This is a genomic window from Ruegeria sp. AL2, from assembly GCF_056540845.1.
Genome location: NZ_JBQFXM010000006.1, coordinates 149683 through 161655, shown reverse-complemented (window position 1 = coordinate 161655; position 11973 = coordinate 149683). Strand labels below are relative to the sequence as shown.

The 11973-nt window shown below is 58.6% G+C and carries 10 protein-coding genes and 1 tRNA gene; 4 read left to right on the top strand and 7 right to left on the bottom strand.

The features are described 5' to 3' along the window. Nucleotides 1-298: 298 nt before the first annotated feature. Nucleotides 299-511 (top strand): hypothetical protein, encoded by a 213-nt coding sequence (locus tag ACR0ID_RS10820; RefSeq protein ID WP_480493678.1) that lies wholly within the window; start codon nt 299-301, stop codon nt 509-511. Nucleotides 512-675: 164 nt separating this feature from the next. Here ACR0ID_RS10820 and ACR0ID_RS10815 read toward each other — a convergent pair. Further along, a tRNA-Trp gene (locus ACR0ID_RS10815) sits at nt 676-751 on the bottom strand. Between the two features lie 141 nt (nt 752-892). Here ACR0ID_RS10815 and ACR0ID_RS10810 point away from each other — a divergent pair. Continuing rightward, nucleotides 893-1597, top strand: coding sequence for a lysophospholipid acyltransferase family protein (locus tag ACR0ID_RS10810; RefSeq protein ID WP_480475628.1), 705 nt, complete (start codon nt 893-895; stop codon nt 1595-1597). Here ACR0ID_RS10810 and ACR0ID_RS10805 read toward each other — a convergent pair. The 5 genes from ACR0ID_RS10805 to ACR0ID_RS10785 form a co-directional block, all read right to left on the bottom strand. Continuing rightward, a complete protein-coding gene (locus tag ACR0ID_RS10805; RefSeq protein ID WP_480519045.1) occupies nt 1594-1839 on the bottom strand; it encodes a MoaD/ThiS family protein in 246 nt (81 codons plus the stop codon). The two genes, ACR0ID_RS10810 and ACR0ID_RS10805, sit on opposite strands and share 4 nt — an antisense overlap. Further along, the gene (locus ACR0ID_RS10800) at nt 1832-4087 is read right to left on the bottom strand and encodes a xanthine dehydrogenase family protein molybdopterin-binding subunit (RefSeq protein WP_480519047.1); all 2256 of its coding nucleotides are present in this window, start codon (nt 4085-4087) and stop codon (nt 1832-1834) included. Before ACR0ID_RS10800 ends, ACR0ID_RS10805 begins: the two co-directional genes overlap by 8 nt. Continuing rightward, nucleotides 4087-4566, bottom strand: coding sequence for a (2Fe-2S)-binding protein (locus ACR0ID_RS10795; RefSeq protein WP_209504694.1), 480 nt, complete (start codon nt 4564-4566; stop codon nt 4087-4089). The genes ACR0ID_RS10800 and ACR0ID_RS10795 overlap by 1 nt, the downstream gene beginning before the upstream one ends. Further along, nucleotides 4563-5429 carry an FAD binding domain-containing protein gene (locus ACR0ID_RS10790; protein ID WP_480605313.1) on the bottom strand — a complete coding sequence of 289 codons (867 nt, stop codon included), beginning with the start codon at nt 5427-5429 and terminating at the stop codon, nt 4563-4565. The genes ACR0ID_RS10795 and ACR0ID_RS10790 overlap by 4 nt, the downstream gene beginning before the upstream one ends. Before the next feature lie 125 nt (nt 5430-5554). Then, on the bottom strand, nt 5555-8767 hold the full coding sequence (locus tag ACR0ID_RS10785) for a reductive dehalogenase (RefSeq protein ID WP_480605311.1): 3213 nt from the start codon (nt 8765-8767) through the stop codon (nt 5555-5557). A 75-nt stretch (nt 8768-8842) separates the two neighbouring features. Between ACR0ID_RS10785 and ACR0ID_RS10780 the strand changes: the two genes are divergently transcribed. Together ACR0ID_RS10780 and ACR0ID_RS10775 are read left to right on the top strand one after the other, a co-directional pair. After that, on the top strand, nt 8843-9745 hold the full coding sequence (locus ACR0ID_RS10780; RefSeq protein WP_480482132.1) for a LysR family transcriptional regulator: 903 nt from the start codon (nt 8843-8845) through the stop codon (nt 9743-9745). A 131-nt stretch (nt 9746-9876) separates the two neighbouring features. Beyond that, nucleotides 9877-10578, top strand: coding sequence for an SDR family oxidoreductase (locus ACR0ID_RS10775; RefSeq protein ID WP_480605309.1), 702 nt, complete (start codon nt 9877-9879; stop codon nt 10576-10578). 2 nt (nt 10579-10580) lie between these two features. On the opposite strand, the gene ACR0ID_RS10770 is transcribed toward ACR0ID_RS10775, so the two are convergent. Next, nucleotides 10581-11852, bottom strand: a complete 1272-nt coding sequence (locus ACR0ID_RS10770) for an NAD(P)/FAD-dependent oxidoreductase (protein ID WP_480605307.1) — start codon at nt 11850-11852, stop codon at nt 10581-10583. Between the last annotated feature and the right edge of the window lie 121 nt (nt 11853-11973).

Sequence of the window (11973 nt, the reverse complement as noted above, 5' to 3'; positions counted from 1 at the left end):
CCCGGCCACAGGAGGGAAAAACAAAACAGCGTCATGTACCGAACGTGAGCGCCAACTCGTAACAGTTGTAAGTAAAGCGGGATTCTAGTGATTGGTCTGTGATTTAGTTCACCTTTGAACCGGTCACATGAACACTCTTATGGACAAGAACCCCAGCAAAAAGTTAACGACACGTTAACGCCTTGTTTCCAGCCCATTCACTGTACTACCCACATAGTGATACCTGTCGGTTTTGGGAATGTCCGTGACAGGACGATTGCAAATAACAGTATCAGTTGGCACAAGGGGTCCGATGGCAATGCATAAACCTTCGACATCAGAAGCCGCTGCACTGAATGCGCAATTACTGAAAAAGACCGACTCGGATTACGATGTCGCTATGTGGGCCGCGTGTGCATTGATGGCGCTCCACTCAGACAAACCAGCGGTGTTTCAAGAATATCAGAATATGTGGGCTGAAAAACTGGATGCGGTACGCCCGCACGAAAAAACAGGTGCCAACAAAAGATAACAACAGGTCACGATGGCCTCGCGCCATTGTAGCAGTGTTGTCGAAGCCAATGCTGCGACTAGTATTGATCCAAGCGCGAAATAGCTGAAGACAGGTATAGCGAACTCAAAGGCTGAAACCCGTTCATCCTTGGAAATCACAACTTAGTATTCGGACAATTTCAATGGCAGGGGCAGCAGGGTTCGAACCCGCGACCTACGGTTTTGGAGACCGTCGCTCTACCAACTGAGCTATACCCCTGTAGTGAGCCCCAGATATGCCAGCCGCGCGGCGGACTCAAGAGGCTTTTTCAGATTCCGATCCACGAAATGTCCGGACAAACAAGTTGCGCAAAATGCGTGGTGCGCTAAGACAAGGACCGGTTAGCAGAAGGAACCCGGCGTGAACCTCCGTAAGAAGATTGCAGACAGCGAAGCTGTGCTAAACTGGGTGGCGCGTCGGATTGCAAATTATATTCGGCTGGTACACCGCAACACACGTTGGCAGCGCATCGGCTATGAAGAACTGGACCAGTTGGCTGAACAGGGTGAGCCGGTCATCGTTGTTCTCTGGCATCAACGGCTGGCGCAGTCGCCTTATTTTTTCCCGCTGGACAAGGGGCGCATCTGTTCGATTACATCTTCTGCGCGGGCTGGCAGCATGGTGGGTCGCGTGCAAAAGTTGTTTGGAATGGACACCATTGCCATGGCCAGCAAGGCACGCCATGTCGCCCTGTCGCGACAGGTATTAGGCAAAATGAAACAGGGGATATCCATTGGCATAGCGGCGGACGGCCCCCGTGGGCCAGAGCGGGTTTTGTCGACGGTTCCGCTGGTTTGGGCGCGAACATCGGGTAAACGTGTTTTTGGTATTACCTTTTCGGCGAAACATGGGCGAGAAGCAGGAACATGGGATCATCTTTTGATGCCCCGCCCATGGGGTAACGAGGGGGTTTTTCTGTGCCGAGAATGGACAGAAACAGTTCCGCGGAAAGCCAGCGAAGACGAAATAGAAACGCTGCGTTTGAGTCTCGAACAACACATGAACGATATCACGGCCGAAGCAGACCGAATGGTCGGGCGCGAGCCTTGGTCGCCTGACGCTTAACCGCCCCTCAGCCTTTGCATCAAATAGACTTCACTGCCTTCGGGAATCGGTTCGGTCAGCCCGGTCGCGATCACGCGCCCGTCGACAGCGATAGATACGCCAGCGTCGATGGGTGCTTGAAGCTGCGGATACGCACGCACGAGCGCACGCAGCAACTCTCCGGTGGTTTTGGCCTCGACCTCAACCACCTGCTGGCCCCCGGTCAGTGACCGGAGGCCGGACCAGAGGTGAACCTCAACCATTGCCCTTGAGAGCGGCCAGAATGCGTGGCGGCGACATCGGCAGCCGCTTCATTCGCACGCCAGCCGCGTTGGACACAGCGTTGGCGATGGCGGCCAGTGGCGGCACGATACCCGTTTCGCCCACACCGCGAACTCCAAACGGGTGGCCCGGATTCGGAACCTCGACGATCACGGTGTCGATCATCGGCAGGTCGCTGGCCACCGGGATGCGGTAGTCGAGAAAGATCGAGTTCTGCAATCGACCGTCTTCGCCGTAGATATATTCCTCGTTCAGGGCCCAGCCGATACCTTGCGCGGCACCGCCCTGATACTGGCCTTCGACATAGGTCGGGTGGATCGCTTTGCCCGCGTCCTGAATGACCGTGTAGCGGGTCACACTGGTCTTACCGGTTTCCGGGTCAACCTCGGCATCGACGATGTGGGTGCCAAAGGACACGCCAGCACCTTCGGGGGTTGCCTCGAAATGGCCCGAGATCGGACCACCGGTTCGGCCCATATCAGCGGTGATATCGGCCAGCGGCATCGGATCGAAATCGCCTGCATTCGGGCCTGAGGGCACCGCACAGCCGTTTTCCCATTTCACCGCATCAACCGGGATGCCCCATTTGGCCGCAGCCCGTTCGCACAGTTTCTCGACCGCGTGCCTCGCAGCCTTGATAGTTGCCAGCCCTGACGCATAGGTCACGCGAGAGCCATGGCTTACGTCATTGTAGCCCAGTGTGGCCGTATCGGCGATGGTCACCCGGATATTCTCATACGGGATGCCCAGAACCTCGGCCGCCATCAGGGCCATCGATGCGCGCGAACCACCGATATCAGGCGTTCCGACCATCACCTGAGCCGAGCCATCCTCTGACAAGGCAAGCGACACGCTGGTCTCGCCACCATGGTTGAACCAGAAGCCACAGGAAATACCGCGCCCCTGCCCCGGCTTCAGCGGAGCCGAATAATGAGGATGCGCCTTGGCTGCTTCTAGCGTTTCGACAAGACCGATGCGCTCGTAGGTCGGTCCATAGCTGGCCTTCGTGCCCTCATGCGCGGCGTTTTTCAGGCGTACCTCAACGGGGTCGAGACCCAGCTTGTTGCACAACTCGTCAATCACCGACTCGACCGCAAAGGCACCCATCGGTGCACCCGGCGCGCGGTACGCTGCCTGCTTTGGGCGGTTGGCCATAACGTCATAGCCGATCTGCTTGACGTTGGTCAGGTTGTACGGCGCAAAGGCACACATGGCAGTCATGTCGCCCGGCGCGCCGGGAAAGGCTCCGCCCTGAAGGCGGAAGATGCCCTGAGCCGCCGAGATCGTGCCGTCTTTCTTCATGCCGATTTTGACGTCCATCGAGGCAGACGAAGTCGGACCAGTAGCCCGGAACACCTCGGACCGGGTCATCACAAGCTTGACCGGGCGATTGGCCTTACGGCTGAGCGCTAATGCGACGGGTTCGATGAAAACGGTTGTCTTACCGCCAAACCCTCCGCCGATCTCAGACGCAGTGACACGCAACTGCGAGGTTTCGATCCCCAGAAGCGCGGCACAGGTTTTCTGCGCAATCCAATGCCCCTGCGTCGTGCACCACAACTCACCCTTACCGTCATTACCCAATATGGCCAAACAAGCGTGCGGTTCGATATAACCCTGATGCGTCGCTTCGGTGACGAAACTGTCTTCGATGACCAGATCAGCTTCGGCAAATCCGGCCTCGACATCGCCGTGACCGCTTTCATGGTAGCGGACAACGTTCGGGTGCATTCCTTCCGGCACGGAATAATCCGCAGCTCCTTCGCGGATGACAGGCGCATCCGGTGCCATCGCCTTATCCACATCGGTGACGTGGGGCAGCACTTCGTACTCGACCTCGATCAGCTTGAGCGCGTCACGAGCCGCCAATGCCGAAGTCGCAGCAACCGCTGCAACCGCGTGCCCGTCATATAGCGCTTTCTCACCGGCCATAACGTTTTCCAGAACGTTATAGAATTCGCCTTCCAGACCGGGTTTGAACGGCACGTCAGCAAAGTCGGCACGCGTTACAACAGCTTTGACATCCTTATGCGCCTCGGCTTTCGACGCGTCGATCTTCACAATCCGCGCATGAGCATGAGGTGAGCGCAGGATCGCGCCATGCAGCATTCCCGGGGCGTAGGCATCCGCACCGAATTTGGCGCGACCTGTCACCTTGTCCAGACCGTCCGGGCGGTTGGGGCGGGTGCCGACAAAAGTGAAATCTGATTTACGATCGTCCAGAGCCATTACGACGCCTCCCGCATCTCAGCCGCCGTATCCATCACGGCGCGAATGATCTTGTCATATCCAGTACAACGGCAGAGGTTGCCTGCCAGCCAATACCGCGTTTCTTCCTCGGTCGGGTTCGGGTTTTTCTCCAGCAGAGACTTGGCCGCCACCAGAATGCCTGGCGTGCAGATGCCGCATTGCAGGGCGGCGTATTCGATCATCTTCTTTTGCAGCGGATGCAGAATATCACCGTCGGCAATGCCTTCGACGGTTTCGATCTGCTTACCCTCGGCCTCGACACCCAGCATCAGACATGAACAGACCAGACGGCCATCAACGGTGACCGAGCATGCGCCGCAATCGCCGGTGCCACACCCCTCTTTCGCGCCTGTCAGGTTCAACTTGTCACGCAGACAATCCAGCAGGGTTTCACGCGGATCACACAGGTATTCGACCGCATCGCCATTCACGGTGGTGGTTACGTGGAACTTTTTCATGCGTCTTCTCCCTTCGCGCGGGCATAAGCAATTTTTGCGGCGCGCTTGGCCAGAACGCCTGCGACCTCGGTACGGAACGCGATCGTGCCGCGCTTGTCGTCAATCGGGTTACAGGCGGCAGAGGCGGCGGCGGCCAGCGCTTCCAGGGCTGCATCTTCCAGCGTGCTGCCGATAATGGCCTTGGCACAGTCTTCGACCAGCAGAACGGTCGGGGCCACAGCGCCCAGTGATACACGGGCCTCGGTGATGGTGTCGCCGTCAAGACGCAGGTTCACGCCAACGCCAACCACAGCGATGTCCATTTCGGTGCGGGGGATGAACCGCAGATAGGCATCGCCGCCGTTTTCTCCACGTGCCGGGATATTGACCGCCGAGATCAGCTCGCCTTTGGCCAGCGAGGTTTTGCCGGGGCCGGTCGGAATATGCTCGACCGCGACTTCGCGAGTACCGTCCGGACCGGTCACGGTGACGGTCACACTAGCTGCGACCATGGCGGGCACGGAATCAGCCGCAGGTGAGCCGTTACACAGGTTACCGGTCGGTGTTGCGCGCCCCTGCACCTGGGTTGATCCGATCAGGTCCATCGCCTCGACCACACCGGGCCAGTCACGACCCAACTCAGGATGCTCGCTCATTTCGGCACCGGTTGCGGCAATTCCCAACGTCCAGCTTCCATCAGCGTTGCGGGTGATGTCGTGTACACCGTTGATTTTCTTGATGTCGATCAGCGTATCAGGCGTCACCAACTCCGAGCGCAGCTGCACCAATACGTCAGTGCCGCCCGCCAGAAAGCGCGTGATGCCCGTCGCATTTGCGGCCAGAGCCGAAGCCTCGGCAAAGCTGGCGGGGCTGTGATAATCCATAATGCTACCTCGCACCTGTTGGTCAGGGATATCTGGGTTCCGGGCGACGTTAATTCACCACCCACCTGACGTCCATGGGCCGAGCGACCAAATTTCACCGTCCAAAGGTCGCTTTCTGACCATGCTTACAGATCGAGCTCGATCACACCATCCGGCGCCACAGCGCGGCTTTGGCACAGAATCATGGCCCCTTGGCGCTGCTTTTTGGACAGCACGAAATCCCGATGCTCGACCTCGCCCGAAAGGACACCACATTTGCACACACCACAGATACCATCGGCACATTTCACATCCACGTGGAAACCCGCCTCGTTCAGAACCTGCGCGGCATCCTTGTCTGCGGGCACCGGCAGCGTTCTACCAGAACGCGCGAGTTTCAGGGTAAATGGGTGATTCTCGTATTCCGGGGTTTCCGGGACAGAGAAATATTCAAGATGTCGGGCCTCTTCGGGGAAACCCTGATGTTCGGCCGCCTGCATGACGCCATCCATGAACCGATCAGGCCCGCACGTATAGACGTGCCATCCCTGCTGATACCCCGAAAGGATCGCATCCAGATCAGCGCGCGTGCCTTCATCCGAGAAATGGTAGTGGACGCGGTTCGCCCAGGGCATCCCCGCCAGATCATCCAGATACCCCGCACCGCCCCGCGTCCTGGCCGAGTAGTGCAACTCGAAATCCATGCCCAATGCATGCAGGCGATGAGCAAATGCGATCATCGGAGTGATTCCGATACCTCCCCCCATCAAAAAGGTTTTGGACGCCCCTTCGTTCAGTTCGAAATGGTTGATCGGTTTCGAGATGAAAACCTTGCGCCCTTCGTTGAAAATTCGGTGCAGCAAGGCCGAGCCACCCCGCCCTTCATCCTCGCGCAGAACACCGATCTGATAAGACCCCCGTTCCGACGGGTCGCCAGACATGGAGTATTGGCGCAGGAACTCTGGCGCGACAAGCACATCCAGATGCGCACCTGCGGACCATTCAGGAAGCGGCGCACCGTCAAGGGAGGAAAACTCATACTTGGTGACATCCGAGGTCATCTTGTCGACCTTGGTCACAGCGACACGCATCACCGGCGCGTCACCTGCGACCTGATAACGATGAATGATCGACATATCCCCCGCAGCTTTACGCGCCTTGTACTCTTCGGCTGTCACCAAGGCCTCATAGGCGGCAATTCCTGCCTCGCGATCCATTGCAAACGGATAGGGCCAGGGGTGCGGGGCCAGATAGGCCGGGTAGACCGCCAATGTCTGATCTTCGTATCTAAGGTACAGATCCTTTTGCAGATCGCGCCGGTTCAAAGGGTGTGTTGTTGGCCGATACGCCCCGTCGGGCTGCAACTCGATATCCCACCACCATTTCTTGGTGTCGTTCAAACCGCCATTGCCAACCGCATCATCCAGCTTGGCCAATGCAGGCGCCGCCGAGGGGATGTTCATCGCGGCCCAACGGAACGGGCGCTCCTTGAAGATACCCTCAAGGTTCCAGGGGCAGGTCTTCATGCACCGCCCGCACATTGCGCCTCCCGGAGTGGTCACGCGGTAGGTCGCGCATTTCTGGCTGTCGGATTTCCAGATTTCATAGCCGTTGAACATCAGCTTTGGCCCAGCCGTGATCGCGCCCGATGGGCATTCGCGCGCGCATTTGTTGCAAGACTCGCAAAAGCTTTGCAGACCGAAATCGATGGGCCTGTCATGCACGATCGGCATATCCGTGGTCACCACGCCTGATTTCAGTCGCGGCCCAAGATAGGGGTTCAGGATCACTTCGCCGATCCGGCTGACTTCGCCCAGACCGGACAGCAACAAAAGCGGAGGTTGCAGAACTTCGCCATCCATCACCGTATGCGCCTTGGCCTTGTAGCCAAGATTGCGGATCTGCTGTGCAATCACGCCACCCAGCAGCGAAAATCGCAGATAGGCGCGCATCGATTGGGCGACGCTGATCCAGTCGTCGCCGCTGGCACCCTCCATCGTTTCATAACCCTGATCGATGATCATGCTGACGGCCTGATCATGGGGCGGCACGATTTCTTCGCCCGTCGCGTCATGGGAATACCAGGCCCATTCCGGGCAGCGGCTGAGACCCACCGCATCGACCCCCAGAAAATAGGTCGCAGCCTTGATGTTTGCTGCGTTGCGTTGTGCGTCAGATGGCTTGGGCGCGTCAGCGCTTTCACCGTCCTGCAACAGTACAAACGCACCCAAAGCACGGCGTTGGGCAAAACTCGGCGCTGCCTTGCGGACGTAATACCCGCCTTTGGCCGCATCCTGTAGCGACTTGCCCATATCTCCGAACTGCGCCCGGGCAAACATATCTGCACGCTTGGGCACACGAGCGACATTCTCTTCGTCAATAAAGGTCGTTGGTGTCTCGACCCGTTTGAGTTTCTCAAACGGATGCGCCCCGTCCACATAGCGCCGTTTGGCATATTGGTCACGGTTGAGGGCGTTCTTGGCAAAGCCCGTGCCCAACCACCATGCCGGCCCCTGCGTCCGGAACCAGGGCTGATCGGCCATAGGCTTCAGCGGTTTGTCATGGGCGATCGGCATGTCAGTCGTCACGGCGGCCAAACCAAAGCGCTTGCCCAGCCAGGGCACGACAACCTCTCCATCCTCGACCGAAGCCAACCCGGCGGTGACCGCCAGCTTGCCCAAATCAACGTCGGTTGACATCATGCTGTGCGCCCGTGCGTCAAAGCCCAAAAGGCGGATGTAATTGGCGATGACCACCGCATTCTCGGTCGCCAGCAGACAGGCGCGATGGTCCTGCGCGTCGACTATCCAATCAGCGCCGGGTTCGGACGGGTCGGGATCGCGGTTGTGTTCATAAAGAAAGACAATGCTGTGCCGATGGCTGTCGATCGGCTTGGGCGCAGCCTCCATACTGTCTTTCAGATCAGCCATGATGACGTCGATCCCGGATGCCAGCGTTTTGGTCTGACGGGTGCGCAACGCGTGGGCAAGCCGGTCAATATCGGGATTGCGGCGGGCCTCAAGCAACAGGGCGTCAGATGGCAATGGACCGCACCCCATCATCGACGCATCGTTGAAGTAGCCGAACGCTTTTATGTGGTTGGCCCGTTCCTGCGGGTCCGATGGAATCTCGGACGCAACCGGGTTCACCATTCCGTCGCGGATGGCGTCCATCATCGCCTGAAACTCACCCATCGCATTGACGATGCTGTCAGGGTGTTCCGGTCGGTGGAAACTCAGCTCGGCCAAAGCGGGCACAAGCGACAGATCCGGCATGTCATCTTGCCGGGCCAAACGCTCCAGCGGGTAGCCGCCCATATGAACGGGCCGGTTTCTGTCCGAGAATAAACGGATCCCCATCGAATATCTCCTGTTGATGCCCGTCCCGTACCCCGCCATGGACAGCAAAACCATTCATGATTAATCATAAATGGTATGAGCAAATTCGATTTCATTGACCTCGACGGCAAGGTTCTACGCACTTTTTTGACGATACTCGAGGAAAACTCGGTCTCGAAAGCCGCAGATCGGCTGGGGGTTACGCAATCTGCGATCAGTCATACTCTGGCCAAACTGCGGCAGGTCCTGGGCGACCCGCTGTTTGTTCGCTCAGGTCAGGGTCTGACGCCAACCGAACGCGCCCTGTCCCTGAAAGAGCCTGCGCAAAAGGTACTGGACGGGATGCGCGCGCTGACCGACGGCCGGCCGTTCGATCCTTTGTCGGAACAGATCAACATCCGCATCGCCACCAATGACATGCCACGAGAGCTGATCTTTCCATGGTTGCTGCGTGACACACGCGCCGAAGGCGCGCGCCTGCGGTTGGAATTCATCCCATCGGGTGTGCCCGACCCCGAATTGTTGCGCAGCGACCGGTGCCAGTTGATGCTAACCCCGCTGCCGCCCGACGGACCGGATATTTTCCAGAAAAGACTGATCGAAAGCCCGCTGATGGTGTTCTACGACGCCACGCAACGCACGCCCCCGGACAGCTGGCAGGACTATTGCCACAGCGACCATGTCGAAGTGCGCTTTGCCGATGGCCGAAACGCCCGTGCCGTTATGCGCGGCGTTGATCAAAGCCAGATCAATCCTGCGGTTGTAACCCTGCCGCATTTCAACGCGATCCCGGCCTTTGTGCAGGGCAGCGACCTGATCTCGACAGATACGGCACTGATGAAACAGGGCCCACTTGCCGCGCTGGATTGCGCACCTTTACCCTTCGCCTGTCCCCCTGTGTCCATCTACATGGTCTGGCATCAAAGATCGGCCAATGACCCCGCCCACCGCTGGTTACGCGACCGGATAGAAGCCATCGCAGCGTCCCTTCAGACCTGAGACAGCCGTCAGCTGCGCATAACAAAGGCCAGGTTCGGCTGCGGGACACGGTCACGAGTACTCAACAAAACTGATTGGTCAAACCGCAATTCATTCGCCATCCTGAAACCAAATCAAAACGGAGATCTCAGATGGAGAAAGTAGCACTAATAACAGCAGGCGGCAGCGGCATGGGCGCGGATTCCGCTCGGCGGCTGGCCGCCGACGGTTTCAAGGTCGGGATACTGTCATCCTCGGGCAAGGGCGAAGCGTTGGCGCATGAGTTGGGAGGCGTCGGTGTAACCGGCTCGAACCAGTCTACGGTGGATCTGCAAAAGCTTGTTGATGCGGCCATGGCCCATTGGGGGCGCATTGACGTCTTGCTCAATTCCGCCGGCCACGGCCCCCGTGCTCCGATCCTTGAGTTGACGGACGAGGATTGGCACACCGGTATGGACGTCTACTTTATGAATGCGGTCCGCCCCACGCGGCTTGTGACACCGATCATGCAGGCGCAGGGCGGTGGATCGATCATCAATATCTCGACCTTCGCTGCATTCGAACCTGACCCGGTTTTCCCGACCTCAGGTGTGTTTCGCGCCGGGCTGGCCGCGTTCACCAAACTGTTCTCGGACAAATACGCTGCCGAAAACATCCGCATGAACAACATCCTGCCCGGTTTCATTGACAGCCTGCCCGAAAAAGAAGAATTCCGCGCGCGCATTCCCATGGGGCGCTATGGGCGCAGTTATGACGAGGTCGCCTCGGTCGTGGCCCTGCTGGCATCCGAAGGCGGTGGCTACATCACCGGGCAGAATATCCGGGTTGATGGTGGCATCACCCGCTCGGTCTGAATTCAGATCCGCGCCTTTATCAGATGCGTCAGCGCCGCGCCGGATTCAAAAAAGGCGCGGCGCACGCGCGTCCAGCTTTCGCGATGCTCATGCACCGCAGGAACGGGCAAAAGCGAAGGCTCACCTGCAAGAAGACTTTCGGCCATCATTCGCCCGAACACCGTGCCAGGGCCGATACCACGGCCGGAATATCCGTGCGCGGCCAGGGCGTTGGGGCCAATCTGCGTGATTTTCGGGATATGGTCCGAGGTCATGGCAATCCGCCCGTGCCAACCCTGTTCAAACGGCTGATCGGCAACCTGAGGATAAAGCTCAGCCAGTTTGCGTCGGACCCATCCGGTATGCGCGCTGCGTCCTGCATTCCCCAGATCGCCCATGCCGCCAATGATCATCCGCCCCGCCTGATCCAGCCGGAAGGACGTCATGATCAGCCCGGTATCCCAGCATCCTTCTGCCTGCGGCAGAATGCTGGCGCGCAGATTATGCGACAGCGGGGCCGTAGCGTATTGAAAGTAATAAACGGGAACATAGGCGGGCGCAGTATCTGGCAAGCCAAGGTGATAGGCGTTGGTTGCCTGAATGACGGATTTGGCCCTGACAGTCCCGCCCGGTGTGGTCAACACCCATTGCCCACCTTCGTGCCGAAGGGTCTGCACTGCGCTTTGTTCATGGATCTGCACCCCGGCCTGAGACGCGGCACGCGCCAATCCCATGACATAAGCCAAGGGTTGTATTGTTCCTGCGCGAGGGTCGAACAACGACCCATGAAAAGCATCGCTGCCGGTCCGGTCACGGGCCTGATCCGCCGACAGCAGCGCTACCGGCGCGCCAGACCCGCTTAGCTGCGCATGTCGCGTTTGCAGGTCCTTCAGGCCCGAGGCGGAATGCGCGCAATGCAGGGTTCCGTTGCGAATGGGCTCACATGTGATGCCGTGTTCTTCGATCAGGGAAAAAACGTCTGACGGTGCTTTGCCCAGCAGATCGATCAGGCGATCACCAGCCTCTGCACCGATATGCGCGCGGATCTCATCCGGTGGCAGCCACAGCCCGGCATTGACCAGACCGACATTGCGCCCTGACCCGCCAAACCCGATCTTCTGCGCTTCAAGCAAACAGACCGAAGCGCCGGTACGGGCTGCCGTCAAGGCAGCTGAACACCCGGTATATCCGCCACCTATAATGGCCAGATCGACAGTTTTGTCACTGCTCAGCGGCAGAGCAGTGACTGCTTCGGTACATGTAGTCCGCCACAAGGCTTGTTCGGGATCGTTCACGTCAGACCTCTGAGTCTTTTCGGCGGATCATCATACCGCTGCACGTCCTTTGCAAGTGGGCAACTGTGGTCGGGTCAACAACGAAAAAACCCCGCAAGCACGGGCCTGCGAGGTCCAACAG

What these genes read in the sequence shown, in the direction of transcription:
- ACR0ID_RS10795 (WP_209504694.1), bottom strand. Translation starts at nt 4,566, where the DNA reads ATGAAAAAGTTCCACGTAACCACCACCGTGAATGGCGATGCGGTCGAA.
- ACR0ID_RS10775 (WP_480605309.1), top strand. Translation starts at nt 9,877, where the DNA reads ATGGAGAAAGTAGCACTAATAACAGCAGGCGGCAGCGGCATGGGCGCG.
- ACR0ID_RS10820 (WP_480493678.1), top strand. Translation starts at nt 299, where the DNA reads ATGCATAAACCTTCGACATCAGAAGCCGCTGCACTGAATGCGCAATTA.
- ACR0ID_RS10790 (WP_480605313.1), bottom strand. Translation starts at nt 5,429, where the DNA reads ATGGATTATCACAGCCCCGCCAGCTTTGCCGAGGCTTCGGCTCTGGCC.
- ACR0ID_RS10805 (WP_480519045.1), bottom strand. Translation starts at nt 1,839, where the DNA reads ATGGTTGAGGTTCACCTCTGGTCCGGCCTCCGGTCACTGACCGGGGGC.
- ACR0ID_RS10780 (WP_480482132.1), top strand. Translation starts at nt 8,843, where the DNA reads ATGAGCAAATTCGATTTCATTGACCTCGACGGCAAGGTTCTACGCACT.
- ACR0ID_RS10800 (WP_480519047.1), bottom strand. Translation starts at nt 4,087, where the DNA reads ATGGCTCTGGACGATCGTAAATCAGATTTCACTTTTGTCGGCACCCGC.
- ACR0ID_RS10785 (WP_480605311.1), bottom strand. Translation starts at nt 8,767, where the DNA reads ATGGGGATCCGTTTATTCTCGGACAGAAACCGGCCCGTTCATATGGGC.